28 protein-coding genes are annotated in these 25,769 nt (G+C 67.3%); 18 read left to right on the forward strand and 10 right to left on the reverse strand.

Annotation, left to right across the window (positions count from 1 at the left end):
* Window positions 1-444: a Fur family transcriptional regulator Irr gene (gene irr, locus BW981_RS17840; protein ID WP_244560367.1), complete on the reverse strand. Its 444-nt coding sequence runs from the start codon at window positions 442-444 to the stop codon at window positions 1-3.
* A 242-nt stretch (window positions 445-686) separates the two neighbouring features.
* Between irr and fabA the strand changes: the two genes are divergently transcribed.
* The 4 genes from fabA (at window position 687) to BW981_RS17860 (ending at window position 3,715) form a co-directional block, all read left to right on the forward strand.
* Window positions 687-1,199 (forward strand): 3-hydroxyacyl-[acyl-carrier-protein] dehydratase FabA, encoded by a 513-nt coding sequence (gene fabA, locus BW981_RS17845; RefSeq protein ID WP_076441684.1) that lies wholly within the window; start codon window positions 687-689, stop codon window positions 1,197-1,199.
* 140 nt (window positions 1,200-1,339) lie between these two features.
* Complete coding sequence (fabB, locus tag BW981_RS17850; RefSeq protein ID WP_076441687.1) at window positions 1,340-2,566, forward strand: beta-ketoacyl-ACP synthase I; 1,227 nt, start codon at window positions 1,340-1,342, stop codon at window positions 2,564-2,566.
* A gap of 8 nt (window positions 2,567-2,574) precedes the next feature.
* Window positions 2,575-3,408, forward strand: a complete 834-nt coding sequence (fabI, locus tag BW981_RS17855) for an enoyl-ACP reductase FabI (RefSeq protein ID WP_076441688.1) — start codon at window positions 2,575-2,577, stop codon at window positions 3,406-3,408.
* Window positions 3,409-3,469: 61 nt separating this feature from the next.
* Window positions 3,470-3,715: a DUF2188 domain-containing protein gene (locus BW981_RS17860; RefSeq protein WP_076441690.1), complete on the forward strand. Its 246-nt coding sequence runs from the start codon at window positions 3,470-3,472 to the stop codon at window positions 3,713-3,715.
* A gap of 17 nt (window positions 3,716-3,732) precedes the next feature.
* Here BW981_RS17860 and BW981_RS17865 read toward each other — a convergent pair whose 3' ends face one another.
* Both BW981_RS17865 and BW981_RS17870 read right to left on the reverse strand, forming a co-directional pair.
* On the reverse strand, window positions 3,733-4,074 hold the full coding sequence (locus BW981_RS17865; RefSeq protein WP_083712459.1) for a hypothetical protein: 342 nt from the start codon (window positions 4,072-4,074) through the stop codon (window positions 3,733-3,735).
* Window positions 4,075-4,206: 132 nt separating this feature from the next.
* Complete coding sequence (locus BW981_RS17870; protein WP_076441694.1) at window positions 4,207-5,439, reverse strand: argininosuccinate synthase; 1,233 nt, start codon at window positions 5,437-5,439, stop codon at window positions 4,207-4,209.
* Window positions 5,440-5,684: 245 nt separating this feature from the next.
* Between BW981_RS17870 and BW981_RS17875 the strand changes: the two genes are divergently transcribed.
* The 4 genes from BW981_RS17875 (at window position 5,685) to BW981_RS17890 (ending at window position 10,808) form a co-directional block, all read left to right on the forward strand.
* A complete protein-coding gene (locus tag BW981_RS17875) occupies window positions 5,685-6,293 on the forward strand; it encodes a 2-hydroxychromene-2-carboxylate isomerase (RefSeq protein WP_076441696.1) in 609 nt (202 codons plus the stop codon).
* 4 nt (window positions 6,294-6,297) lie between these two features.
* Window positions 6,298-7,206 carry an NHL repeat-containing protein gene (locus BW981_RS17880; RefSeq protein WP_076441698.1) on the forward strand — a complete coding sequence of 303 codons (909 nt, stop codon included), beginning with the start codon at window positions 6,298-6,300 and terminating at the stop codon, window positions 7,204-7,206.
* Window positions 7,207-7,577: 371 nt separating this feature from the next.
* Complete coding sequence (rpsA, locus tag BW981_RS17885) at window positions 7,578-9,281, forward strand: 30S ribosomal protein S1 (RefSeq protein ID WP_076441700.1); 1,704 nt, start codon at window positions 7,578-7,580, stop codon at window positions 9,279-9,281.
* A 237-nt stretch (window positions 9,282-9,518) separates the two neighbouring features.
* On the forward strand, window positions 9,519-10,808 hold the full coding sequence (locus tag BW981_RS17890; RefSeq protein WP_076441702.1) for an Hsp70 family protein: 1,290 nt from the start codon (window positions 9,519-9,521) through the stop codon (window positions 10,806-10,808).
* 25 nt (window positions 10,809-10,833) lie between these two features.
* On the opposite strand, the gene BW981_RS17895 is transcribed toward BW981_RS17890, so the two are convergent.
* Window positions 10,834-11,202, reverse strand: coding sequence for a hypothetical protein (locus BW981_RS17895; protein WP_076441704.1), 369 nt, complete (start codon window positions 11,200-11,202; stop codon window positions 10,834-10,836).
* Window positions 11,203-11,371: 169 nt separating this feature from the next.
* Here BW981_RS17895 and sppA point away from each other — a divergent pair, with 169 nt between their 5' ends.
* Genes sppA through BW981_RS17915 form a run of 4 tightly spaced genes read left to right on the forward strand, consistent with a single transcriptional unit; the run spans window position 11,372 to window position 14,004 of the window.
* Window positions 11,372-12,343, forward strand: a complete 972-nt coding sequence (gene sppA, locus BW981_RS17900; RefSeq protein ID WP_076441706.1) for a signal peptide peptidase SppA — start codon at window positions 11,372-11,374, stop codon at window positions 12,341-12,343.
* Window positions 12,344-12,371: 28 nt separating this feature from the next.
* Window positions 12,372-12,656 (forward strand): integration host factor subunit beta, encoded by a 285-nt coding sequence (ihfB, locus tag BW981_RS17905; RefSeq protein ID WP_076441707.1) that lies wholly within the window; start codon window positions 12,372-12,374, stop codon window positions 12,654-12,656.
* Between the two features lie 56 nt (window positions 12,657-12,712).
* Window positions 12,713-13,051 carry a LapA family protein gene (locus BW981_RS17910; protein WP_076441709.1) on the forward strand — a complete coding sequence of 113 codons (339 nt, stop codon included), beginning with the start codon at window positions 12,713-12,715 and terminating at the stop codon, window positions 13,049-13,051.
* Complete coding sequence (locus tag BW981_RS17915; protein ID WP_076441711.1) at window positions 13,051-14,004, forward strand: bifunctional Delta(1)-pyrroline-2-carboxylate/Delta(1)-piperideine-2-carboxylate reductase; 954 nt, start codon at window positions 13,051-13,053, stop codon at window positions 14,002-14,004. Before BW981_RS17910 ends, BW981_RS17915 begins: the two co-directional genes overlap by 1 nt.
* A 12-nt stretch (window positions 14,005-14,016) precedes the next feature.
* On the opposite strand, the gene BW981_RS17920 is transcribed toward BW981_RS17915, so the two are convergent.
* Together BW981_RS17920 and BW981_RS17925 are read right to left on the reverse strand one after the other, a co-directional pair.
* Window positions 14,017-14,193, reverse strand: coding sequence for a DUF3309 family protein (locus BW981_RS17920; RefSeq protein WP_076441713.1), 177 nt, complete (start codon window positions 14,191-14,193; stop codon window positions 14,017-14,019).
* Window positions 14,194-14,267: 74 nt separating this feature from the next.
* A complete protein-coding gene (locus BW981_RS17925) occupies window positions 14,268-15,248 on the reverse strand; it encodes a Bug family tripartite tricarboxylate transporter substrate binding protein (RefSeq protein ID WP_076441715.1) in 981 nt (326 codons plus the stop codon).
* Window positions 15,249-15,367: 119 nt separating this feature from the next.
* Here BW981_RS17925 and mepA point away from each other — a divergent pair, with 119 nt between their 5' ends.
* Window positions 15,368-16,309: a penicillin-insensitive murein endopeptidase gene (gene mepA / locus BW981_RS17930; protein ID WP_076441731.1), complete on the forward strand. Its 942-nt coding sequence runs from the start codon at window positions 15,368-15,370 to the stop codon at window positions 16,307-16,309.
* 12 nt (window positions 16,310-16,321) lie between these two features.
* On the opposite strand, the gene BW981_RS17935 is transcribed toward mepA, so the two are convergent.
* On the reverse strand, window positions 16,322-17,455 hold the full coding sequence (locus BW981_RS17935; RefSeq protein WP_076441717.1) for an extensin-like domain-containing protein: 1,134 nt from the start codon (window positions 17,453-17,455) through the stop codon (window positions 16,322-16,324).
* Between the two features lie 122 nt (window positions 17,456-17,577).
* On the opposite strand from BW981_RS17935, the gene BW981_RS22695 reads away from it, so the two are divergent.
* The 4 genes from BW981_RS22695 to BW981_RS17950 all read left to right on the forward strand — a co-directional run bounded on the left by BW981_RS22695 (window position 17,578) and on the right by BW981_RS17950 (window position 20,793).
* On the forward strand, window positions 17,578-17,799 hold the full coding sequence (locus tag BW981_RS22695; protein ID WP_139333831.1) for a hypothetical protein: 222 nt from the start codon (window positions 17,578-17,580) through the stop codon (window positions 17,797-17,799).
* Window positions 17,800-18,257: 458 nt separating this feature from the next.
* Complete coding sequence (locus tag BW981_RS17940; protein ID WP_076441719.1) at window positions 18,258-19,217, forward strand: Tim44 domain-containing protein; 960 nt, start codon at window positions 18,258-18,260, stop codon at window positions 19,215-19,217.
* A 145-nt stretch (window positions 19,218-19,362) separates the two neighbouring features.
* Window positions 19,363-20,169, forward strand: a complete 807-nt coding sequence (gene dapB, locus BW981_RS17945) for a 4-hydroxy-tetrahydrodipicolinate reductase (protein ID WP_076441720.1) — start codon at window positions 19,363-19,365, stop codon at window positions 20,167-20,169.
* A 6-nt stretch (window positions 20,170-20,175) separates the two neighbouring features.
* Complete coding sequence (locus BW981_RS17950; RefSeq protein ID WP_076441723.1) at window positions 20,176-20,793, forward strand: alpha-ketoglutarate-dependent dioxygenase AlkB family protein; 618 nt, start codon at window positions 20,176-20,178, stop codon at window positions 20,791-20,793.
* A 1-nt stretch (window position 20,794) separates the two neighbouring features.
* Here the strand turns inward: BW981_RS17950 and BW981_RS17955 are convergent, their stop codons facing one another.
* The 3 genes from BW981_RS17955 to BW981_RS17965 form a co-directional block, all read right to left on the reverse strand.
* Window positions 20,795-21,412: a trimeric intracellular cation channel family protein gene (locus BW981_RS17955; protein WP_076441725.1), complete on the reverse strand. Its 618-nt coding sequence runs from the start codon at window positions 21,410-21,412 to the stop codon at window positions 20,795-20,797.
* Window positions 21,413-21,416: 4 nt separating this feature from the next.
* Window positions 21,417-22,025 (reverse strand): nucleotide exchange factor GrpE, encoded by a 609-nt coding sequence (gene grpE / locus BW981_RS17960; protein WP_076441733.1) that lies wholly within the window; start codon window positions 22,023-22,025, stop codon window positions 21,417-21,419.
* Window positions 22,026-22,141: 116 nt separating this feature from the next.
* Window positions 22,142-24,910 (reverse strand): [protein-PII] uridylyltransferase, encoded by a 2,769-nt coding sequence (locus BW981_RS17965; RefSeq protein ID WP_076441735.1) that lies wholly within the window; start codon window positions 24,908-24,910, stop codon window positions 22,142-22,144.
* Window positions 24,911-25,122: 212 nt separating this feature from the next.
* Here BW981_RS17965 and BW981_RS17970 point away from each other — a divergent pair, with 212 nt between their 5' ends.
* Complete coding sequence (locus BW981_RS17970) at window positions 25,123-25,638, forward strand: OsmC family protein (protein WP_076441727.1); 516 nt, start codon at window positions 25,123-25,125, stop codon at window positions 25,636-25,638.
* The last annotated feature ends 131 nt before the right edge of the window (window positions 25,639-25,769 follow it).

A 25,769-nucleotide genomic window follows, 5' to 3' on the forward strand; every position in this document is an offset into this window, starting at 1 on the left:
TCAGCCTTCGACCTTGCGCAGCCGCACGACCACGTCGACATGGGCGATCTCATAGCCCTCGGGCGGCGTCGGCAGCGTCGCGACGTCGATGTCCCGGGCCGGGATGTCGATCACCCGGTTCTCATCCTCGATCACGAAATGATGGTGTTCGTGGCTGGCCGTGTCGAAGTAGGTCTTGCTGCCGTCGATCGCGAGTTCCCGCAGGAGCCCGGCATCCGTGAACTGGCGCAGCGTGTTGTAGATCGTCGCCAGCGAGACCGGGATGCGTTCGCGCATCGCCTCATCGAACAGCATCTCGGCGCTGACATGCCGATCGCCCTTGGCGAAGAGCACCCAGCCGAGCGAAACGCGCTGCCGCGTCGGCCGCAGGCCCACGCGCCGCAGCTTCTGGCGGACGTCGTTGAAGGGGCAGCCCTGGCGCAGGACCGGCCCCGATCCTTCCACCTCTGTGGCCGGACCGCCCGTCTCGTGCTCTTTCCGCGAGAGTCGGCCCGCGGCCCGCGTGTTTGGAACCATTCCAGATATTTAGGCTGTGAGTTGCGCCGCTGCAAGCGGATCGCTTCGTGCCGCTTCGGTGCGCTCGCATGTGCGTGAGATGACGCGGACCCTTTCGTTCCCGGCGGCCGCTGTGTTAGGCACGCGCAAAGCGGCCGGGCGAAGCGGCCGCGTCAGGTCACGGAGTGGGAATGCAGCGCCAGTCGTCTTTCAGCTACGAGGAGATCCTCGCCTGCGGTCGCGGGGAACTGTTCGGGCCGGGCAATGCGCAACTGCCCCTGCCGCCGATGCTGATGTTCGATCGCATCACTGAGATCGCGGAAGAGGGCGGTGAACACGGCAAGGGCCTGGTGCGCGCCGAATTCGACATCAAGCCGGACCTCTGGTTTTTCGATTGCCACTTCAAGGGCGATCCGGTGATGCCGGGTTGCCTGGGCCTCGATGCGCTCTGGCAGCTTACGGGCTTCTTCCTCGGGTGGCTCGGCCTGCCGGGCCGTGGCCGTGCGCTCGGCGTCGGCGAGGTCAAGTTCGCCGACCAGGTGCTGCCGAGCGTCAAGCGCGTCGTCTACGGCGTCGATTTCAAGCGCGTCTTCAAGTCGAAGCTCGTCCTCGGCATCGCCGATGGCTGGCTGGAAGCGGACGGCAAGCGCATCTACACCGTCAGCGACATGCGCGTCGGCCTGTTCAAGCCCGAAACCGCCTGAACGAGGCGGCCTGAACAAGGGCCGCCTGAGGAAAAATCGGCGCTTCGCCTTGCGCGCCCGGCGCGTGCGGTCCATTTGCGCGCTATGATCCGGGTGCGGCGTTGCCGCGCCGCCTTGTCCAAAGCTGGAGTGAAGCCACCATGAGGCGCGTCGTCGTCACCGGGATGGGCATCGTCTCGTCCATCGGCAACAACACGCAGGAGGTGCTGTCCTCGCTGCGCGAAGCGAAATCCGGCATCCGCTTCATGCCCGAGTTCGAGGAGCACGGCTTCCGCAGCCGCATCGGCGGCGTGCCGACGCTCGATCCCGCGACCGTGCTCGATCGCCGCGCCATGCGCTTCCATGGCGGCGGTTCGGCCTGGAACCAGGTCGCGATGGAAGAGGCGATCAAGGATGCCGGCCTCGAGGAGACCGAGATCAGCCATGAGCGCACGGGCATCATCATGGGCTCCGGCGGCCCGTCCACCCGCGCGCTGATCGACGCCTACGACAAGGCGCGCGAGAGCGGCTCCTCCAAGAAGGTCGGCCCCTTCGCGGTGCCCAAGGGCATGTCGTCGACCGCGTCGGCGACGCTCGCGACCTGGTTCAAGATCAAGGGCGTGAACTATTCGATCTCCTCCGCCTGCGCGACGTCCAACCACTGCATCGGCAATGCCTACGAGCTGATCCAGTGGGGCAAGCAGGATATGATCTTCGCCGGCGGCTGCGAGGAACTCGACTGGACGCTGTCGGTGCTGTTCGACGCGATGGGCGCGATGTCGTCGGACTTCAACGAACGCCCGGCCTTCGCCTCGCGAGCCTATGACGCCGCCCGCGACGGCTTCGTCATCGCCGGCGGCGCCGGCGTCGTGGTGCTGGAGGAACTGGAGCACGCCAAGGCCCGCGGCGCCAAGATCTATGGCGAGATCGTCGGCTATGGCGCGACCTCGGACGGCTACGACATGGTCGCCCCCTCGGGCGAGGGCGCCGTGCGCTGCATGAAGATGGCGCTGGAAGGCGTCAACGCGAAGGTCGATTACATCAATCCGCACGGCACCTCGACCCCGGTCGGCGACGCGAAGGAGATCGAGGCCATCCGCGAGGTCTTCGGCGCCGGCGACAAGAGTCCGCCGATCTCGGCGACCAAGTCGCTGACGGGCCATTCGCTCGGCGCCACCGGCGTGCAGGAGGCGATCTACTCGCTGCTGATGCTCAACAACGACTTCATCTGCGAGAGCGCCCATATCGAGAACCTCGACCCGGCCTTCGCGGACATTCCGATCGTGCGCAAGCGAATCGACAATGCGGGGCTGGGCTGCGTGCTCTCCAACTCCTTCGGCTTCGGCGGCACCAACGCCACCATCGTGATGAAGCGCCTGGAAGCGTGAGGGGCGCCATGCTGCCGCTGATGCAGAACAAGCGCGGCCTCGTCATGGGGGTCGCCAACCAGAACTCGATCGCCTGGGGCATCGCCCGGACCCTGCACGCGCATGGAGCCGAGCTTGCCTTCACCTATCAGGGCGAGGCGCTGGGCAAGCGGGTGAAGCCTCTGGCCGACAGCATCGGCTCCAGGCTCGTCATCCCCTGCGATGTCGAGGACATCGCTTCCGTGGATTCGGCCTTCGCCGCGATCGACGAAGCCTGGGGCGGCGATCCCGCGCTCAACACGCTGGACTTCATCGTCCATGCCATCGGCTTCTCCGACAAGAACGAGCTCAAGGGGCTCTATGCCGATACCAGCCGCGAAAATTTCTCGCGGACCATGGTGATCTCCTGCTTCTCCTTCACGGAGGCGGCAAAGCGCGCCGCAGCCCGCATGCCCAATGGCGGCAGCATGCTGACGCTGACCTATGGCGGTTCGATGCGCATCATGCCGAACTACAACGTCATGGGCGTGGCCAAGGCGGCGCTGGAGGCGAGCGTGCGCTATCTCGCCGGCGACTACGGCCCGCGCGGCATCCGCGTCAACGCGCTCTCGCCCGGCCCCGTCCGGACGCTGGCCGGCGCCGGCATCTCGGATGCGCGCGCCATGCTCTCCTGGCAGCGCGCGCACTCGCCTTTGCGCAAATCGGTGACGCTCGACGAAATCGGCGGCTCGGCGCTCTACTACCTCTCCGACCTGTCGGGCGGCGTCACGGGCGACATCCACCATGTCGATGCCGGCTACCACATCACCTCGATGCCGGTTCTCGACAGCCTGCGGGCGGCCGACACCGGAAACGGCGAGTAGACGAACTCTCTGGAACCCGGCGATCGCGCCGCCGTTCTTTCCGACGAGAAGGAGAAGGCGCATGAGCAAGGTCAGATACGAGGTGGTCGAGCACGATGGCGGCTGGGCCTACAAGGTCGGCGACGTCCTCTCGGAAACCTACCCCTCGCACGAGGTGGCCCTCAAGGCGGCGACGGATGCTGCCGCCCGCCAGACGGTGGCCGGCAGCACGGACGGCATCGTCTACCAGGACAACCAGGGCCAGTGGCACGAGGAGCTCGCGGACGGCCATGACCGCCCGTCGACCGAGGTGGTCGACAAGCCCTGATCCACTTGAGGCTCTCGTCAGCGGGCCGTGAAGAAGGTCAGCAGCACCTTGTTCTTCTCGCCGAGCAGGCACAGGAAGCGGCGCGGCTTGTCCGAGCGGTCGGTGCGCAGATAGGCCTCGGACATCACGATGCGTGTCACCGGGATGGTTTCGATCTTGGATTCCGAAACCGCCACGGTCGCGCCATCCTCGTCGATGTAGATATCCTTGATGTCGGGGTCCTGGGCGGACAGCGTCTCGAGCGCCGCCTTCTTGCAGGTTGCGATCTCGGGCGTCGCCGGCTTGCTCGGCGCGATTTCCTGAGCGATCGCGGGTCCCGCGACGAGAAAACCGGCGGCGATGATGGAGCAGAGTTTCATGCAAAGGTACTCACAGGAGGGGTGAGCCCTGAACGCGCGAGCATGGCGAGGGTTCGCCAGCGCATATGAAAACCCGGCGCGGGCGAACGCGCCGGGTCGATGATGTTGCAAAGCCCTCGACGCTTGCGCGCGTCAGAGACCCAGCTTCTTCTTGCGCTGGCCGAGCGTGCGCAGGCGCAGCGCGTTGAGCTTGATGAAGCCCGCCGCGTCGCGGTGGTCGTAGGCCACGGCGCCTTCCTCGAAGGTGACGAGGTCCTGGTCGTAGAGCGAATAGTCGCTCGACCGGCCGATGACATGGACGCCGCCCTTGTAGAGCTTGAGGCGGACATCGCCGGTGACGAATTCCTGGCTCTTGTCGATCAGTGCCTGCAGCATCTCGCGCTCCGGCGAGAACCAGAAACCATTATAGATCAGCTCCGCATATTGCGGCATGATCTGGTCCTTGAGATGCGCCGCGCCGCGGTCGAGCGTGATCGACTCGATGGCGCGATGAGCGGCGTGCAGGATCGTGCCGCCGGGCGTCTCGTACATGCCGCGGCTCTTCATGCCGACGAAGCGGTTCTCGACGAGGTCGAGGCGGCCGATGCCGTTGTCGCGGCCGAGATCGTTGAGCTTGGCGAGCAGCGTCGCGGGCGAGAGCTTCACGCCGTCGATCGCGGTCGCGTCGCCCTTCTCGAAGGAAACCGTGATGATCGTCGGCTTGTCAGGCGCGTCTTCCGGCGAGATCGTGCGCGAATAGACGTAATCAGGCACCTCGACCGCCGGATCCTCCAGCACCTTGCCCTCGGACGAGGCGTGCAGGAGATTGGCGTCGACCGAGAACGGCGCTTCGCCCCGCTTGTCCTTGGCGATCGGAATCTGGTGCTGCTCGGCGAAGGCGAGGAGCTGCTCGCGCGAGCGCAGGTCCCATTCGCGCCAGGGCGCGATCACGACGACGTCCGGCTTGAGCGCATAGGCGGTCAACTCGAAGCGGACCTGGTCGTTGCCCTTGCCGGTTGCGCCGTGGGAGACGGCGTCGGCGCCGGTCTTCTCGGCGATCTCGATCAGCTTCTTGGCGATCAGCGGACGCGCGATCGAGGTGCCGAGCAGATAGACGCCCTCATAGGCGGCATTCGCGCGGAACATCGGGAAGACGTAGTCGCGCACGAATTCCTCGCGCAGATCCTCGATATAGATGTTCTCTGGCTTGATGCCGAGCAGCAGCGCCTTGTCGCGCGCCGGCCCCAGCTCCTCGCCCTGGCCGAGATCGGCGGTGAACGTCACCACCTCGCATCGATAGGTGGTCTGCAGCCATTTGAGGATGATCGAGGTGTCGAGACCGCCGGAATAGGCGAGGACGACCTTTTTCACGCTGCTGTCAGCCATCTGTCTTCATTTCCTGCTGGCGGCCGGCCGGGCCGCGTTTCGGACAAGATGGCGCACTATCGCAGGGACAGGGGCGACGCAATCGGAACATTCTGATCGGCTTCGCGTCTCACCGTGATGGGTAGGTCAGGCTCGTTCGATCTCAGCCCTACTTTAGTGTGTTCACGGCATGCTTGCCGCCGGGCGTCCGCAGGCTCAAGCTCGCGATGCCCGACATGAATTCTGACGACTTGCTCGGAGGCTGAATGCCGAATCGTCCCGTCCTGGACTTCTGGTATGAGTTTGCGTCGCCCTATTCCTTCCTCAGCGCCATGAGAATCGAAGCCTTGGCCGAGGAGGCCGATGTCTCGCTGCGCTGGCGGCCTTTCCTCCTGGGGCCGATCTTCGCGGCCCAGGGGATGACGACCTCGCCCTTCGTCCTGTATCCGAGCAAGGGTCGTTATCTGTGGCGGGATACAGGCCGGCGGGCTCGCCGGCAGGGCATCACGATGATGAAGCCCGAGAATTTTCCGCAGAACTCGCTGGCCGCCGCACGGCTTGCACTCGCGGGGCGCGACGAAGGCTGGACGCCGGCCTTTTCGAAAGCGCTGTTCCGCGCCCAGTTCTGCGAGGGCCGCAACATCGCCGACGAGCCGGTGCTGAGCAGTGCGCTGAAGCTGGCGGGCGCCGAGCCCAACACCGCGATTCCTCTGGCGCGCAGCGAAGACATCAAGGGCCGTCTCAAGGCGGAGATCGAATATGCCAAGTCGATCGGCATCTTCGGTGCCCCTTTCTTCGTGACCGAGGACAACGAGCCTTTCTGGGGCGATGATCGGCTCGAGGAAGCGCTCGATTGGGCCCGGAACGGGCGCTGACGCGATGGCGATGACGCGTCGGGCGGCCCTCGCTGCCGCGGCGGGCTCGCTGCTGATCCCGGGGCTGGCAAGGGCACGGCCCGTTCTGCCCGGTGCCGAGCCGCGTTATGACCCTCGCGAGCTGAGCGAGGTGCCGAACGCGGCCGCGATCGGCCGGCGCTACTGGGTGCCGGGCCTCGAGGATGGTTACGTCCCGCAGGGGCTGACCGTCTTTCGCGACGAGATTCTGGTCGCGGCCTATCGCAGCGAAACATCCGATCAGGACAGCGGGCTCTCCCGCGTCTTCCGGCTTTCCCTGACCGACGGGGCGCTGCGCGGCAGCTTTGCCCTGCCTGCGACCTACGGCCATCCGGGGGGCCTCGCCGCCGCGGGGGACGTCCTTTTCGTCGCCAATTCCGGCCGCCTGCTGGCGCTGGATCTCGTTCGCTCCTGCGCGGGCGGCGAATGTGCCCCGCTCGGCGAGCGCCTCGTCGACAAGGGAATGGGGCCGTCCTTCCTGGCCGCATCGGACGGAATGCTCTGGTTCGGCGCCTATCGGCGCAAGGGCGAGGCGGCGCTCTACCGCGTGCCGCAGCGTCGCATCCTGGGCGAGGACAAGGAGACGATCTCGCCCGCCGATGCGACGGCGAGCTTCCCGCTGCCGCTCTTCGTGCAGGGCGCGACCTTCGACCGTCGCGGCCGGCCCTGGATATCGCAGAGCTCCGGCAACAGGCCGGCCTTTCTCTCCTGCCTCGATCCGAGCACCGGGGCGATCCTGGCCCGCTATCCGGCTCCCGGCGGCATCGAGGATCTGGGTTGCGCCGCCGACGGCAAGCTCTGGGCGGCAAGCGAGGCGGGCAGCCGGCGCTGGAGCCGCTGGGCTACCTTCTATCCGCTGGTCTTCGAGATCGACCCCGACAAGCTCGTCGCCTGACTGGAGCCTGCGCTCCTGCCGAGCGGGGCCGAACCCTCCGGCCGCATCGCCAGGACGAAGCCGAGGAGGGTGCTCGCGCCGTTGCTCTTCCTCGGGGAAGTCTTGCTCTCGGCGCCGGCTTGCACTACATCGCCCCTGTCCGAAGGGCCGTGATCGATCATGAGCCGGGGGCGGCCACGAGGCCGGCTCCCGTTTCGCGTTTGAGCCGGGCCCGAGGATGCGGATCGAACCATCGGCCTGGCGCCGAAGGCTCTCGCGAGCCTCATGCCTCCCCGGAGGAGGCGCCGATGGGCCCGGTCCGCCGTGCAGCACGAACCCAAGGCGCCATGCCGGACATCCGCGGGATACGCGGCCGGCTTCCAGGAGAATACATGTCCGCAGTTGAAAGCTACAACGCAGGCCGCGAGGATTTCGCCGCGCTGCTGGAAGAATCCTTCACCAAGAACGAAGCCCTCGAAGGTTCCGTCATCAAGGGCAAGGTCGTTGCCATTGAGAAGGATATGGCGATCATCGACGTCGGTCTGAAGACCGAAGGTCGCGTCGCCCTCAAGGAATTCACCGGCCCCGGCCGGGAGCAGGAAATCAACGTCGGCGACGAGGTCGAGGTCTATCTCGACCGGATCGAGAACGCGCTCGGCGAAGCCGTCATCAGCCGTGACAAGGCCCGCCGCGAAGAGAGCTGGGTCAAGCTCGAGAAGGCCTTCGAGGCCCGCGAGAAGGTCACCGGCATGATCTTCAACACCGTCAAGGGCGGCTACACCGTCGATCTCGACGGCGCCGTGGCCTTCCTGCCGCGTTCGCAGGTCGACATCCGCCCGATCCGCGACGTCGGCCCGCTGATGGGCCAGCCGCAGCCCTTCGAGATCCTCAAGATGGATCGCCGCCGCGGCAACATCGTCGTGTCGCGCCGCACCGTCCTCGAAGAGACCCGCGCCGAGGCTCGTTCCGAGCTGGTCGCCTCGCTCGAAGAGGGCCAGGTCATCGACGGCGTCGTCAAGAACATCACCGAATACGGTGCGTTCGTTGACCTCGGCGGCATCGACGGCCTGCTGCACGTCACCGACATGGCCTGGCGCCGCGTCAACCATCCGTCCGAGGTCGTGACCATCGGCCAGACGGTCAAGGTCAAGATCATCAAGATCAACCAGGACACGCACCGCATCTCGCTCGGCATCAAGCAGCTGCTGGCCGATCCGTGGGACGGCATCGCCGAGCGCTATCCGGTCGGCACCCGCCTCAAGGGCCGCGTGACCAACATCACGGACTACGGCGCGTTCGTCGAAGTGGAGCCGGGCATCGAAGGCCTGATCCACGTCTCCGAGATGTCCTGGACCAAGAAGAACGTCCACCCCGGCAAGATCGTCTCGACCTCTCAGGAAGTCGACGTCGCGATCCTCGAGGTCGATCCGGTCAAGCGCCGCATCTCGCTCGGCCTCAAGCAGACCCTGCGCAACCCGTGGGAAGTCTTCGCCGAGCAGCATCCGGCCGGTTCGACGGTCGAGGGCGAGGTCAAGAACAAGACCGAGTTCGGTCTGTTCCTGGGCCTGGAAGGCGACATCGACGGCATGATCCATCTCTCGGATCTCGACTGGAACCGTCCGGGCGAGCAGGTCATCGAGGAGTACAAGAAGGGCGACGTCCTTCAGGCGGTCGTTCTCGACGTCGACGTCGAGAAGGAGCGCATCTCGCTCGGCCTCAAGCAGCTCGGCGGCGATCCCTTCGTGGATGCCGGCGAGTTCAAGAAGGGCCAGATCGTCACCTGTGAGGTGGTCGAGGTGAAGGAGTCGGGTCTCGACGTGAAGATCGCCGACACCGACATGATGACCTTCATCAAGCGCGCCGAGCTGGCCCGCGATCGCTCCGAGCAGCGCCCTGAGCGCTTCGCGGCCGGCGAGCGCATCGACGCCCGCGTCGTGCTCTTCGACAAGAAGGCCCGCAAGATCCAGGTCTCGGTCAAGGCCCTGGAGATGGCGGAAGAGAAGGAGGCGATGGCCCAGTACGGCTCCGCCGATTCCGGCGCCTCGCTCGGCGACATCCTGGGCGCTGCGCTCAAGAAGGCCACCGACAAGAAGTGATCATTCGGCCGCTGCGGCGGCCGGATATCTCGATCAGCCCGCGCGGAGAGATCCGCGCGGGCTTTTGTTTCGGCTCCCGGCGCGGTCACACCCTCGCCGTCATCCCGGGCGCAGCGAGGCGGAGCCGGGATCCATTCCTGAACCTCTCCGTATGGGCTCCGGAATGGATCCCGGATCGGCGCGGCTTCGCCGCCTGTCGGGGATGACAGCCTATGCCTGACGAAAAGAGAGACCAGCATGACCACCGCGGCGATAGGCATTGATTTTGGCACCACCAACAGCGTGGTCGCCCTGGCAGGCATCGATGGTTCGGTGACGACGCGCTCCTTCGCGACCCGGCAGGGTGCGGTCGATGCCTATCGCTCGGCGCTGATGTTCTGGCGCGAGGGCCGCCCACCCGAGAGCTTCGTCACCCATGTCAGCGGTCCCGACGCGCTTGACATGGCGCTCGGTATGACGAGCGAGCATCGCTTCCTGCAGTCGCTGAAGACCCATCTCTCCAGCCGCGCCTTCCAGGAGACACGTCTGTTCGGCAAGCTCTTCAAGCTCGAGGACCTGATCGGCGTCTTCCTGACCGACCTCTCCAAAGACCTCGACGGTGCCGGAGCGCTGCCCCTGCTTTCAGGTCGGCCCGTCGTCTTCGCCGGCGAGCGGCCGGACGAGGAGCTGGCGGTCGGCCGGCTGCGCGCGTCCTATGGCAAGGCCGGCATGGCCCAGGTCGATTTCGCCTATGAGCCGCTCGGCGCCGCCTACTGGTATGCGCGTGACCTGAAGACGCCGCAGACCATGCTGGTCGCCGATTTCGGCGGCGGTACCAGCGACTTTTCGGTGATGCGCTTCGAGCCTGGCCAGCGCGGCCGGCTGGAGGCCATCCCGCTGTCCCATGCCGGTGTCGGCGTTGCCGGCGATACCTTCGACTACCGCATCATCGAGCATGCGGTTTCGCCAGCGCTGGGCAAGGGCACCGAATACCGCTCCTTCGGCAAGCTCCTGCCCGTCCCGGCGCATTACCACGCGGCCTTCGCGCAATGGCACAAGCTCTCCCTGATGAAAAGCCGCGAGACCATGGCCGAGCTCAATGCCCTCATCCGCGACGCGGTCGAGCCTGCCAAGCTGGAAGACCTGCTCACCGTGATCGAATACGATCTCGGATACGAGCTTTACCGGGCGGTCTCCGCAGCCAAGATCGCGCTCTCCGGGCAGGATGAAGCCACGCTCAGCTTCAGGCAGACGGGCGTCGCGATCGAGAGGCGCATCCGGCGCGCGGAGTTCGACCGGTGGATCGCCGAGGATGTCGGCGCGATCGAGACGGCGCTGGATCGGGCGCTGGCCGAAGCGGGCGTCGCGCCCGGCGGCATCGAGGCGGTGTTCATGACGGGCGGCACCTCATACGTGCCGGCCGTCCGCAGCCTGTTCGAGCGCCGCTTCGGCGCTGGGCGGCTGCATATCGGCGACGCCTTCCGCTCGGTCGCCAGCGGGCTGGCGCTGCTCGCGCTCGATCGGGCGCGAGCCGCTGCCATGGCCTGACGGCCGCCGTCTCACGTGCCGGCTATCAGCTCGTCGCGCGACGGAACTCGATGCCGCACTTCTTCTGTACCGAAACCTGCTCGATCGCTTCCATCTCGCCCTTGAGGCGTGCGAGTTCGGCGCCGGTCGCACCATCGCCCTTGATGAAGAACGCGGCCGGCCAGAAGATGACGATCGCCACTCCGGTGGCGACGGCATCGCCCGTTGCCTTCGAGTCCTGAGTGCCGCTCAGGGCGATTGCCCGCGACGAAACGCGTGTCGCTTCGACGCGCAGCTGTTCGCAACTATACGGCCCGTAGGTGAGCGGTGAGACATAGGCGGCGGCGATGTTCTCCGCGCGCGACGCACAGCCGGCGGCGAACAGAGCCGCCAGCAAAATCAGTTTCTTCGTCATCGATGAAGGCCCCCTTTGACCCAGGGGAACTTCTGTCGCGGCGGTTTCGGGCTGACAAGGGCCAAGTGTCGCAATCCCCGGTTGTTTCACGATGGCGCGAAGAGCGTTGCCTTGCCCGCCCGGCGGGACGGGGCTACATCACGGGCCCGCAGCCGCCTGGAGCCTCCCCATGCCGACCGATGCCGACCTGCTCGCCGATCGCCGCAGCCTGCGCCGCAAGCTGACGCTCTGGCGCGTGCTGGCGACTCTGGGCGTGGTCGTCGCGGCGGTGATCGGGGGCCTGGCCTGGCGCGGTGACGTCAATTTCGGCACCTCCGGCCCGCATATCGCGCGCATCACCATTTCCGGCTTCATTTCCGGAGACCGCCGCACCCTCGACCTGATCAAGTCGGTCGAGGAGAGCAAGTCGGTCTCCGCCGTGGTGCTCAATGTCAGCAGTCCCGGCGGCACCACCTCGGGCGCAGAGGCCCTGCACATCGCCCTGCGCGAGCTTGCGGCCAAGAAGCCGATGGTGACGGTGGTCGGCGGCCTCGCGGCGTCCGGCGGCTATATCGCCGCGATGAGCACCGATCATATCGTCGCCCGCGAGACGTCGCTCGTCGGCTCCATCGGCGTCCTCTTCCAGTTCCCGAATGTCGGCCAGCTTCTCAACACCGTCGGCGTCAAGGTCGAGGAGGTGAAGTCGAGCCCGCTGAAGGCTGCGCCAAACGGCTTCGAGCCGACATCGCCTGAGGCGCGCGCCGCCCTGCAGAGCGTCGTCGATGACAATTTCCGCTGGTTCAAGCAGATGGTGCACGACCGGCGTCGCCTCGACGATGCGCAGGTCGACAAGGCGGCGGATGGGCGCGTCTATTCCGGCCGGCAGTCGCTTGCGCTGAAGCTGATCGACGAGCTCGGCGGCGAGCGCGAGGGCATCGCCTGGCTGGAGAAGGAGAAGGGCGTCGCCAAGGAGCTGAAGGTTCGCGACTGGCGCCCCAAGAGCGGCTCTTCCGGCTTCAGCCTCTGGAGCCTCGCTGAAGTCTCCGCCCGCGTCGCCGGCTTGGAGGGGCTCGCGGCCTCGATCGCGCGGGCCGCCGAGCAGCCGGTCGGCTTGCGGCTTGACGAGCCTCTGGCGCTCTGGCAGCCTGCGGCTGAAAAGTGATTTTGATACAAATGGTTATGATCCAGCGATGATTAAATCTGAACTCGTTCAGCGGATCGCCGACCGCAACACCCATCTTTATCAGCGCGACATCGAGAACATCGTTTCGGCGATCCTCGACGAGATCGTGAAGGCGCTGGCCCGCGGCGACCGGGTCGAGCTGCGTGGCTTCGGAGCCTTTTCCCGCAAGGCGCGTTCGGCGCGTATCGGGCGCAACCCGCGCACCGGTGATGCGGTCGAGGTCGAGGAGAAGTTCGTACCCGTCTTCAAGACGGGCAAGGAGCTGCGCCTGCGCCTCAACGGAAAGGCCTGAGCCGGGCCAGGAAAGCGGCGCAGCGCTGTGAGGCGCGCGCCGTCACGGAGACTGCCATGAAAGCCTTCTTCAAGGCGTTGATATTGGTGCCGATCGCGCTCGTGATCGTGTTGTTTTCGGTCGCCAATCGGGGCTCGGTCCGCATTTCGCTGGACCCCTTCAGCCGCGACATGCCGACCCTGTCCTATGACGTGCCGCTCTTCGTGATCGTTCTGGCGGCGGTTTTCCTCGGCGTGATCGTCGGGGGCATCGCCTCCTGGTTCGCGCAAGGCAAGCACCGCAAGGCTGCCCGGCGTAACCGGCGCGAGGTGGAGGCACTCCGCAGCGAGACGCAGGCCCTGCGCTCGGCCGTACCGGATTCCGCCCTGCCGGCCCTGACCAGCGGCCGCAACTGATGCGCCTGTTCGATATCGCCGCGCTCGATGCGGCACTGAGCTATCCGGCGCTGATCGACATTCTCGACGACGCCTTCCGGAGCGATGTTATCGCGCCCAAGCGCGCGCAGTACAGCATCGAGCGCCCGGGCGAGGAGCCGGCCGTGCTGCTGACCATGCCGGCCTGGAGCGCGCCGGATGCCGAAAAGCCCTATATCGGGACCAAGATCCTCTCGGTCTTCTTCGGCAACGGCAAGCGCAACCTGCCGGGCGTGCTGGGCGCCTATCTGCTGATGGACGGCGCCACGGGCCAGCCGCTCGCGGTGATGGACGGCAACCGCCTGACGCTCTGGCGCACTGCCGCGGCTTCGGCCCTGGCGTCCCGCTACATGTCAAATCCCGAGGCCAGCCACATGCTGATGGTCGGGGCGGGTTCCCTCGCCCCGTTCGTCATCAAGGCGCATCGCGCCGTGCGCCCGCTGACGACCATCGCCGTCTGGGCGCGCCGGCCCGAGGCGGCCGAGGCCGTCGTGGCCGAACTGGCGAAGGAAGGCATCGAGGCCTACGCCACGACGGATCTCGAAGGCGAGGCCAGGACCGCGGACATCATCTCCTGTGCCACCAACGCCACCGAGCCGCTGATCCACGGCCACTGGCTCAAGCGCGAGGCCCATCTCGACCTCATCGGCGGCTTCACCATGCAGATGCGCGAGGCAGACGCGGATGCCCTGCACCGCGCCCGGGTCATCGTCGATTCGGTGAAGGCGATTGAGGAGGGTGGCGACGTCGCCATCGCCATTGCCGAAGGCAGCTATACCGCCGATCAGGTGGCGGGCTCTCTCGCCGATCTCTGTCATGGCCGGGTTGCCGGCAGGCCGGAAGGCGGCGGCATCACCCTGTTCAAGTCGGTCGGCGTGGCGCTGGAGGATCTGGCCGCCGCCGTCGCCGCGTGGGAGCACGGCGCCGGCGGCTAACCCTTCGCTCGATCAGACGCGGGGAGCGACCCCGCCGCCGAGCGCGCCGAGCAGCCACAGGATCAGAAGCACCACCAGCACAAGGCCGACGGCGCCGCCGAGGCCGGCCGTGCCGTAGCTGCGATGCCCGTAATAGCCGCCGCCACCGAGCAGCAGGATGACGAGCAGCACGATGACGAGCGTGGACATGGTGTTTTCCTCCTGCGTTGCGCCGGCTGGCGCATTCGCAAGGGACAACACCGCGAGAGAAGCCGCGGTTCCGCCTACTCGGCCTTGATCCCAGCCTCCTGGATCAGATCACCCCATTTCTTCAGTTCCGCTTGCAGGAACTTGCCGAGCTCTTCCGGTGTCCAGCCGCCGGGCCCGGCTGCCAGCGCATCCATCTTCGCGCGCATCGTTGGATCGGCGAGGCCGGCCTTGGTGTCCTGATAGACCTTCTGGACGATGGCCTGCGGGGTCTTGGCCGGCGCGAACAGCGCGAACCAGGAGGAGACGTCGAAGCCGGGGATCGTCTCGGCGATCGGGGGGTAATCCGGCGCGGTCGGCGCCCGCTTCAGGGTCGAGACACCGAGCGGGCGGATCGTGCCGGCCTTGGCGTGGGGCAGGGCGGAGGTGATGTTGTCGAAGATCAGGTCGACGCGTCCGCCCATCAGGTCCTGGATCGCCTGGGCCGAGCCGCGATAGGGGACATGCACCATCTTGGCGCCGGTCAGCTTCTGGAAGAGCTCGCCGGCCAGGTGCAGCGAGGTGCCGACGCCGGAGGAGGCGTAGGTCAGCTTGCCGGGATTGGCCTTGGCGTAGGCGACCAGCTCGGCGACGCTCTTCACCGGCAGGTCGTTGCGGACGACGAGCAGGTTCGGCACCAGCGCGACCATGGTGATCGGCGCCAGATCCTTGACCGGGTCGTAGTTCACCTTGGCGTAGAGATAACGGTTGGTGGCGAGCCCGACCGAGGCGATCAGCAGCGTGTCGCCGGTGGGCGCGGCCTTCGCCACGGCCTCGATGCCGATATTGCTGCCGGCGCCGGGCCGATTCTCGACGATCAGGCCGCTGCCCCATGTCTGGCCCAGCTTGTCGGCGACAAGCCGGCCAAGCACGTCGGTGGCGCCGCCGGCGGTGAAGGGAACCACCAGCTTGACCTGTCGCCCCTGCGGCCAGTTCTCCTGGGCGCGGGCGGTCCCTCCGGCCAGCAGTGAGGCTCCGGCGCCTGCGAGCAGGGCGCGGCGGTCGATCGGTCCGAGCATGAGCTTCCCTCCAACACCGGCCTGCCGGCCGGCTCTTTGTCACAGGCTGCAATTCGCCGCCACGCTTGTCCAGAGGGGACCGCTTGACCCGCTTCGATTGCTCCACCGATGCTCCGGCCATGACATCTCCTGCCCGAATCACCGCCTGCCTCGCTGTGCTGGCCGCAGCGCTGCCACTGGCCGCCCGAGCCCAGTCGACGGCGGAGCAAGAGGCGAAGTCCCGCGCTGCCAACATCGCCGCATGGCCCGATGCAGCCCGTTCGCTCTTCGGCCAGAAGACGACGCCGGCCGCGACGTCGGCGCCGCGTGCCATCGGCTCCTATGCGCGAGGCTGCCTCGCCGGCGGCGAAGCTCTGCCGACAGAAGGGCCGAGCTGGCAGGTCATGCGGCTGAATCGCCACCGCAACTGGGGCCATCCTATCCTGGTCGACTATCTCGAAAAACTCGCCCGCGACGTGCCGCGCATCACCGGCTGGAACGGCCTGCTGGTCGGCGACATGTCGCAACCGCGCGGCGGGCCGATGCTGACCGGCCACGCCTCGCACCAGATCGGGCTCGATGCCGATGTCTGGTTGACGCCGATGCCACGCGGCGGCCTCAGCCGCGAGCAGCGCGAGAACGTCCCGGCGGTGAACATGGCACGCTCCGACTGGCGCGACGTCGATCCGCGCCATTGGACGCCGTCCCATGTCAGGCTGCTGCGCGCCGTTTCGGCCGATCCGAAGGTGGAGCGCATCTTCGTCAACCCGGCGATCAAGGTCGCGCTCTGCCGCGAGCCGGGCGACCGGAGCTGGCTGGAGAAGGTGCGGCCGATCTGGGGCCACAACTACCATTTCCACATCAGGCTCGCCTGTCCGGCCGGCATGGCAAGCTGCCAGGGGCAGGAGCCGCCGAATTTCGGCGATGGCTGCGGCGCCGAGCTGACCGGCTGGGTCGAGCGCCAGCACGAGGCGATCTTCAACCCGCCCAAGCCCAGGCCCGGACCGAAACCCAAGCCGAAGCCCCCGATGGGGCTCGACGCGCTGCCGCCCGAATGCCGCCAGGTGCTGGCCGCGCCGTGAGGCTCCGTGCGGCTACCGGCGCGGCCTCGTGCGCGCCGAGCTGTAGGCGAAGGGGTCGCGCTCGGGCGTGATCATCGGCTGCGCCTCCTCCGAGCCCTGCTGGTCGACGACACCGCCGGTCGCACCGTCGCCCAGCACGTTCTCCTCCGTGGGCTCCACCGCGCCGGGCAAGGCGAGGGGACCACGCTGTTCGCTCGGCAGGGGCTGCGGCTGGTAGCGCCGCGGCTGCTGGCCGTGCTGCGCGTCGTATTCCTCCAGGAAGCGCTGTTGCGCGTCGAGCGTGTTGGAGCGTCCGTAACTGGCGACGGGATAGCCGCCCTGCACCGCGCCCGGCGGCCGCAGCCCGTCGCTCGGATGGCGCAGCATCGGCCCGCCCGCATAGGCATTGGCCGATGGCGCGGCCTGCCGTGGCGTCAGCTGGGCCGAATTGACCCGCGCCGGGTCCGGCGGCGGCAGGTTGTAGTTCGGCGTGTACTTGATGATCGGCTTGCAGACATGCCGGCCCTTGGAGTGGCGGGCGAGATCGATATGCAGGTGGTCGTAATGCATCGGGTCGGCGCCCGGGCCGAGCACCGTGCCGAAATAGGTGCAGGCGCCGACGAACACCTCGCGCAGGAAGTTCTGCTCCTCCGGCGAGCCGCGCCAGCCCTCCTTCACCGTGACGACGCGCCCGTCGCTCAGGCGGAAGGAGAACACGTCGACGGCATTGCCATAGGCATGCTCGGAGGTCGCGGTCGTATAGGTACCGTTGTTCATCGTCCGGCAGGAATAGGAGCCGGCGCGGATCTCGACGACCTGGGCACCGAGCACGTTCATTGCGGCAGGCTGCACCACCTCCGCGAACCACTGGTCGGTGGTCGCGACGACGGGACAGGCGAGAAGGGCGGGGCTGGTCAGGCCGACACTGCCGTTCTGAAGGCCCGTGACCTTCAGCGGCTGCTGCATGCCGCAGACCCCGGGCCCGTCGATCGGCCTGCCGCGCAGGCTGACATAGTTCGAGAGCGGCACCTGGCCGGAAGCCATGCACTGCGCTTCCGCCTGGTCGCGCCAGGGCGCGCGCTGCGGCTTCTGGAACTTGCCGCAGCCGGCGAGGCTGGCCGCGCCGGCCAGTCCGAGGGCAAGAAGAGCGAGATGTGAGCGTCGCATGACCCTTCAAATGCGAAGGGTCTGGTGAACGGTTTCTCAACCGGGTGCGCCCTGGCGGTCACAGCCTGATTAACTTCGCCGGGGTGGTGAACACGGTCTTAAATCAGCTTTGGAACTGCTTAATGCCCGCCTTGCCGGATACCACCGAAACTGACCCCATCCATGATAAAACTGTCGATAATTCATCTGATGCAAATCTTGATCGCTGCTGGATTTGGGCGTCGCATAGAAAAACGGAGAAGAAGAGATATGGTCTCGAATGGAACGGTTCTGCCAAGCGCCGGATGAGCTTGCGCGATCAGGGGCTTGAAGGGCGGTGTGCCGAAGCTGAATCAATGAATTAAGGCTTCATTAGGCGTGTTTTAGCCTTCGCCCTCCCTTCGCCACGTTTCAGCCCCCTTGCGGCCTGCGCTGGTTCTGCTAGCTTGGTGACAGGTCAATGACATCAGGAGGGTGTGATGAGTGTCACGCTACGTCTCGACCGATGGCTCATGGGCGCGGCCTTCGTGTTCATGATTGCGATCGTGCTGGGAGCGTTCTGACGAAGCGTCAGTCTCGAGAGTCGCTGAGGCCACAAGAGCCTTGAGAAGAGCGCCGCCGGATGTTGTCCGGCGGCGCTTTCGTTTGCAGCATCGGCCCGCTCCGAGCGTCAGGGCGGTCATCCGGCTTTGGCCGCGAACGATTATGTACTCTTTCGAAATAGTAAGTATTTCAGATCGTTAGCTGTGGCTGGCCTTGCGGGCGAGGCGCGCCTGCACCATATTCCAGCCGTTCGAGCCCGAAGGGGGCTCCGGGAGGAACAATGTCTCTCATTTCGATCGCTCGTCGCGGACGCGCCCTTGCCCTGGTCGCCGGCGCCCTGATGATCCTGCCCCTCGCTGCCGAAGCCCGGCCGGGCGGAGGCAAGAGCATGGGAAGCCGTGGAAGCTTCTCGCGGCAGGCGCCGCCGCCGACCGCGACGACCCCCGGCGGTGGCCAGCAATTCCAGCGCAGTGCGCCGTCCATGGCTGCTCCGGCCGCCGGTGCGGCCGCTCAGGCCGCCCGCCCGTCCTTTGCCCGCAATCTGATGATGGGCATCGGCGCAGGCCTGCTCGGCGCGGGCCTGTTCGGCCTGCTTTCGGGCGCGGGCTTCGGTGGCCTGTCCGGGTTCATCGGCCTGCTCTTCCAGGCAGCGCTGATCGCAGGCGTGATCTGGCTGGCACTGCGCTTCTTCCGTCGCCGGTCCGAGCCGCAGCTCGCCAGTGCCGGCGCGCCGCTGCCGCGTGACGGCTATCGGCCGGAGCCGGCCGACGCCAGCGCGCGCATGGGCATGATGGGTGCGGCCGGCGCCGCCACTGCAGCGGCCCAGACCCAGCCGATCGAGCTCCAGAGCGCGGATTTCAACGCCTTCGAACGCCTGCTCGGCGAGGTCAACGCCGCCTATTCGAACGAGGACGAGCCCGGCCTGCGCCAGCGCGTCACGCCGGAGATGTTCGGCTATTTCGACGAGGACCTGACGGCGAATGTGCGCCGCGGCGTCGTCGATCGGGTCTCCGACGTCAAGCTCCTTCAGGGCGACCTCTCCCAGGCCTGGCACGAGAACGGCAGCGATTTTGCCACCGTCGCGATGCGCTTCAGCCTGATCAACGCGATGTATGACCGCAAGACCGGCCAGATCGTCGAGGGCGACCCGAACAAGACGCAGGAGGTTCAGGAATACTGGACCTTCCAGCGCGCTCCCCGCGGCGACTGGAAGCTGTCGGCGATCCAGCAGGCCGCTTGATCCCTGCGAGCGACACAATGAGACGGCCGGGGCAACCCGGCCGTTTTCGTTTACGGGTTTCGGGTGTTGCAGCGGCCGAAAACGGGACTATAGCGAAAGCGATCTGCCGATTGCCCAGCCGCTGCCGGAGCCTTCCATGAGTGACATGCGTCTCGTCGTCGTCGGTGCCGCCGGGCGCATGGGCCGCATGCTGATCAAGGCGATCCTACAGGCTGAGGGGTGCCGGCTGGCCGCGGCGGTCGAAAGGTCCGGCTCCGCCGCGCTCGGCACGGATGCCGGCATCCTCGCCGGGCTTCCCGCGCTCGGCCTGCCCGTGACCGGGGATGCCCCGGCCGCCTTCGCCCAGGCCGATGGCGTGCTGGACTTCACCTCGCCGGAGGCAACCATCGCCTTCGCAGGCCTTGCCGCCGAAGCCGGCATTCTGCACGTCGTTGGCACGACCGGCCTCGAGCCCGCCCATCTGGCGAAGCTGGCCGAGGCTGCGAAGCGCACGCCCATCGTCCGCTCAGGCAATATGAGCCTCGGCGTCAACCTGCTGGCGGCGCTGGTGCGCAAGGTCGCGGCGACGCTCGGCACCGACTGGGACATTGAGATCCTCGAGATGCACCACCGCATGAAGGTCGATGCCCCCTCCGGCACAGCCGTGATGCTGGGTGAGGCAGCTGCCGAAGGGCGGGAGGTCGAGCTGGCCCAAAAGCGCGTCGCGGTGCGGGACGGGATCACCGGTGCGCGCGAGCCGGGCACGATCGGTTTCTCCGCCCTGCGCGGCGGCACCGTCACCGGCGACCACAAGGTGATCTTCGCCGGCGCCGGCGAAAGACTGGAACTTGCCCATGTCGCGGAGGACCGCAGCCTCTTCGCGCAAGGGGCGCTGAAGGCTGCGCTGTGGGGCCGCGGCAAGCCGGCCGGGCTTTATTCCATGGCCGACGTGCTCGGCGTCGAGACGCTCTGAATCGCGATGCGCATCGCCGTCGCGCCAGGGGTGGTTCATTGGCCAGGCCGTCTCTCGGCCGAGGAGCAGGGCGCGTTGCTGGCTGAGCTGCGCGCCGTCGTGCGGCAGGCGCCCTTCTTCCAGCCGCGCATGCCGAAGACCGGCAAGCCCTTTTCCGTCCGTATGACCAATTGCGGCCCGCTGGGCTGGGTCTCCGACGAGCGCGGCTACCGCTACCAGCCGCTGCATCCCGAGACCGGCGAGCCTTGGCCGCTGATGCCGGCGCCGCTTCTGACGCTCTGGAATGAGCTTGCGGATTATCCGCAGCCGCCGGAAGCCTGCCTCGTCAACCACTACGCCTCGGGCGCCAAGATGGGACTGCATCAGGATCGCGACGAGCAGGCGTTCGACGCGCCGGTGCTGTCGGTCTCGCTCGGCGACGCCGCGCTGTTCCGGATCGGCGGCACGACACGCGGCGGAAAGACGATTTCTCTGAAGCTCGCCTCCGGAGACGTGCTGATCTTCGGCGGGGAGGCGCGGCTGGCCTATCACGGCATCGACCGCGTGCTGTCCGGTTCCTCGACGCTGCTGCCGGAGGGCGGGCGGATCAACCTGACGCTGCGCCGGGTGACCAAGCCGGATTGAGCTAGTCGCCCTTGCCCGGCAGGCGCGGAAACGACCAGCCGAACAGCAGCGAGCCGGCACGCAGACCGAAACCGGCCGCGATGCCGCCCAGCATCACCGCAAGGCCCGGAAGGCCGAGCCCGGCCAGGAGCGCTGCGGTGGTCGCACCTGCGGCTGCGGCGGTGACGTAGAAATCCCGGCTCCACAGCACCATCGGCCTGTCGCCGGCCAGCACGTCGCGGATCACGCCGCCGAAGGTGGCGGTCATCGCGCCGAGCGCGACGGCCGAGATCACCGGCACACCGGCATCGAGCCCGCGCAGCGTGCCCACGACGGCAAAGAGCGAAAGCCCGGCGGCATCGGCCCAGATCAGCAGCTTGCGCCCGCTCCAGCCTTCCAGCACGCCCGGCCTGAGATAGGCGAGCGCCCAGGCGCAAAGCGCGACCATCGTGCAGATGATGACGTCGGACGGCTCGCGCACCCACAGCGCGCTATGGCCGAGCACCAATTCCCGCAGCGTGCCGCCGCCCACCCCGGTGACCGTGGCAAGGAGGATGAAGCCGAGCGGATCCATGCCCTTGCGGGCCGCGACGAGGGCACCGGTCAGCGCGAAGATGGCGACGCCGGCACCCTCGAACATGGTTTCAGTGGCTCGTCGGCCCGTTGCCGTCCTCGGGGGCAGGCGCATCCGCAGGTTTGGGTGCCCCGGCCGAGACGCCGACGAGGGCGGGGCGCAGCACGCGCTCGCCGATCTTGTAGCCGGACTGCACGACCTTCGAGACCATGCCCTTCGCAACGGTCGGGTCGGGCGCCTCGAACATCGCCTGATGCAGATTGGGGTCGAACTTCTCGCCTTGCGGATCGATCTTGCGCACGCCGTGACGCTCCAGCGTCTTCAGCAGGTCGCGCTCGGTCAGCTCGACACCCTCGTGGAGGGCCTTGAAAACCGCATCGGCGGTGTTGCGAGCCTCGGCCGGCACGCTTTCCAGCGCACGGCGCAGATTGTCGGAGGAGCCGAGCATGTCGCGGGCGAAGCTGGTCACCGCATAGGCCTTCGCATCGGCGATCTCGCGCTCGGTGCGGCGGCGCAGGTTCTCCATCTCCGCCAGCGTGCGCAGCAGCTTGTCCTTGAAATCGTCGCGCTCGGCCTGCAGCGCCGCGATCTGTGCATCAGGACCGCCTTCGGGAGCGGCGGCCTGCTGCTCGGCATGAGCGTCGAGGTTCGGATCTTCGGTCGCAGGGTTCTGCGTCATCGCGTCTTCCAATTCCCATCGTCTGGCGGAGCCGGATGTGGCCGGTCTCCGGATCTGGTCCGGCCGCCCGGGCGCGGCCGTATTCGCCGTGGATATCGGGCCTTGTGCCGCTTAAATCAAGCACGCGCCGCGAGCTTGGCCTTCGGAGCGGGACTCTTGGCGCCCTCCTGCTCGAACACTTCCAGCAGGGCCTTGCGGATGGCGAGCTGGCGGCCGGTCGAAACGATCTTCGCATTGGTCAGATCGGTGACGTAGAACACGTCGACGGCCTTTTCGCCGAAGGTCGCGATATGGGCAGAGGCGATGTTGAGGTTGAGCTTCCCGATCGCTGTCGTCAGGTCGTAGAGCAGGCCTGGCCGATCGAGACCGGAGACCTCGAGCACCGTGTGGCGGGCCGAGAGCACATTGTCGATGATGATCTCCGGCGCCAGCTGGAAGGTCTGGCCGCGCGGCGGCGGCGCGCGCCGCTGCGCCACGAGGTCCGCGATCTTGATCTCGCCCTTCAGCGCCCGCTTGATCGCGGCGGCGATCCGCTCGGCGCGGCGCAGTTCGTCGTCGTCCCGGTCGAAGGCGCGCGAGACCGCGATGGTGTCCAGCACAAGCCCGTCGGTGGTGGTGACGATCTGCGCATCGACGATGTTGCCGCCGGCCGCCGCGCAGGCGCCGGTGATGATCGCCAGCAGGCGCGGATGGTCGGGCGCCAGCACGGTCAGCTCGGTGACCCCCCGGAACTGGTCGGTCTCCACCATCGTCGCGGTGGTGTCGCCGGCCCGCTCCGATTCGCGCAGGAAGCGGGCATGCTTCTCCTGCTGGGATGAGTCCGCCTTGATCCAGTAGGCCGGATAGTGCCGCACGATGTAGGTCTCGCGCTCCGTTTCGCTCCAGTCGGAGAGGCGCTCGCGCAGCCCGTCCTGCTTGCGCGCCACGCGCGCCTTGCGTTCGATGGCCGAGTGGCCCCCGGCCAAGACGAGCTCGGTTTCGTAGTAGAGCGTGCGCAGGAGCTGGCCTTTCCAGCCGTTCCAGACACCGGGTCCCACCGCCTTGATGTCGGCGACGGTGAGGATCAGCAGCAGCTTCAGCCGCTCCAGCGTCTGCACGGTCGCGGCGAAGCTCTCGATCGTCTTCGGGTCGCCGAGGTCGCGGCTCTGCGCCACCGTCGACATGTCGAGATGGTGCTCGACGAGCCAGGCCACCGTCTCGGTCTGGCTGGGCGTCAGTCCCAGCCGCGGCCCGAGCTTGCGGGCGATGCGCGCGCCGGCAGCCGAATGGTCCTCCGGCCGGCCCTTGGCGATGTCGTGCAGGAAGAGCGCGACATAAAGCGCGCGCCGGTTCGCGATCGTCGGCATGATCTCGTTGGCAAGCGGATGCTCGGCCTCCAGCGAGCCGGCATCGATCTCCGCCAGCACGCCCATGGCGCGGATCAGATGCTCGTCCACCGTGTAGTGATGGTACATGTTGAACTGCATCATCGCGACGACGCGCCCGAAATCCGGGACGAAGCGCCCGAGCAGGCCGGATTCGTTCATCCGCCGCAGCACCATCTCCGGCGAGCGCCGGCCGGTGAGGATCTCCAGGAAGATGCGGTTGGCCTCGACGTCGTTGCGCAGCGCCGGCGTCACCAGCTTGAGCGACTGCGTCACCAGCCTGCTGGCATCGGGGTGGATCGCAAGGTCCTCGCGGCTGGCGATCTGGTAGAGCCGCAGCAGGTTGACCGGATCGCGCTCGAAGGCGCTGTCGTCGGTGACGGTGAGGCGCTGGCTCTTCAGCGTGAAATCGGCATGGCCCAGCGCCCGGACGCGCTTGCGCTTGGCGAAGGAGCCGAGCAGGCGTGTGAAGCTGGCGCGAGGCTTCTGCTGGCGCGCCTCCAGCGCCGCGCAGACGATGGCGGTCAGGTCCCCGACATCCTTGGCGACCAGGAAATAGGCCTTCATGAAGCGCTCGACCGGCTCCTGGCCCTTTCGGCCGGCATAGCCGATGGCGGCCGCCACCTGCCGCTGCAGGTCGAAGGAAAGCCTCTCCTCGGCCCGGCCGGTGATGAAATGCATCCAGCAGCGCACGCGCCAGAGGAACTCCTCCGAACGCTCGAACATCTGCAGTTCCTGCGCGTCGAACAGGCCGGCCTCGACCAACTCGCCCGCATCATGGACGCGGTAGGCGTATTTCGCGATCCAGAACAGGGTGTTGAGGTCGCGCAGCCCGCCCTTGCCGTCCTTGACGTTGGGTTCGACGAGGTAGCGGGAGGCACCGGCGCGCTGCACGCGCGTCTCGCGCTCGGCGAGCTTCGCCTCGGTGAAGGCGGCGGCCGTGCCCTCCACCACCTCGGCGTCGAAGCGGCGCATCATCTCGCCGAAGAGCGCCTTGTCCCCGGCGAGGAAGCGCGCTTCCAGCAGCGCCGTGCGGATCGTCATGTCGGCGCGCGCCTCGCGGACGCAGTCGTCGATCGAGCGGACCGAATGGCCGGTCTTCAGCTTCAGGTCCCAGAGGGGATAGAGCATCGATTCGACCACGCTCTCGCCCCAGGCCGTCTGCTTGTGCGGGAACAGGAAGAGCAGGTCGACATCCGAGCCTGGCGCCAGCGTGCCGCGCCCATAGCCGCCGACCGCGGCGACCGCGATGCGCTCCGATTGGGACGGGTTGTCGACAGGGTAGAAATAGCCCGTCGCGGCGGTGTGGAGCGCGCGCATCACCGCGTCCATCACGGCCGAGAGGCGTTGCGCGCAGGCGAGCCCGCTGCGGGGTGCGGCCAGGATGGCGCGCGCCGAGGCCTGCCCATCATCGAGCAGTTGCCTGAGGGCACCGACCAGGATCTGGCGTTGCTCCGCCTTGTCGCGCGCTTTCAGCCCGTCGAGAAGCCGGGCCGCGCCGACTTCGGGAGTCTGAAGCATGTCGGGCAGAGGCAGGTCTAGGCGGGGGGCGGAGGTCTGCAGCAAGGTCGGCTCGGGCTTGAGTGCTGCCTCGTTCTAGCACGGCAGTGCGGCGATCGGCACAGCCCGAATTCTCGGCAGCTCAGCCGGCGCGCGCCGCCTCTGGTCTGCTGGCGAGCTTCATCCTATCACCGGCTGAACGCGCTCCTTCGTCGAATGAGAGGTTCTGGCCCATGGACATCACCGCCCTGCGCGCGCTTCAGGCGCCGCTCAAGGAGGAGTACCGCAGCAACCCGGATGCTGCGGTCGTTACGCTGAAGGCGCGCGGCGCGCTCGACGAGCAGCACATCGCCTGCAAGGTGGAGACCGGGCGGGCGATCGCGCTCGCCGGGCTGCACCCCGCGACCGGCGGGTCCGGCGCCGAGCTCTGTTCCGGCGATATGCTGCTGGAGGCGCTGGTGGCCTGTGCCGGCGTCACGCTGAAGGCCGTCGCCACGGCGCTGGAGATCGAGCTGAAGAACGGTGTCGTTCGAGCCGAGGGGGACCTCGACTTCCGCGGCACGCTCGGCGTCGCCAGGGACGCCGCGGTCGGATTCAAGGCGATCCGCCTCTTCTTCGACATCGAGGCCGATGCGCCGCAGGAGAAGCTCGATACCCTGCTCAAGCTCACCGAGCGCTATTGTGTCGTGTTCCAGACTCTCAATGTGAGGCCCGAACTGTCGGCGCAACTGAGCCGACAGCCCGGCTGACCTGGCAAGCGCCGATCAGAACTCTTCCCATCCATTGTCCTGGGCGCGGCCGGCTGGGGAGGCTTTCGCGGGAGCTGCGGCCCTGGCGGGAGCTGCGGCCTTGGTCTGTGCGAAGGCGGCTTCGGCGAGCT

This window comes from Allobosea sp. TND4EK4 (genome assembly GCF_900156025.1).
In the GTDB taxonomy this organism is placed as follows: domain Bacteria; phylum Pseudomonadota; class Alphaproteobacteria; order Rhizobiales; family Beijerinckiaceae; genus Allobosea.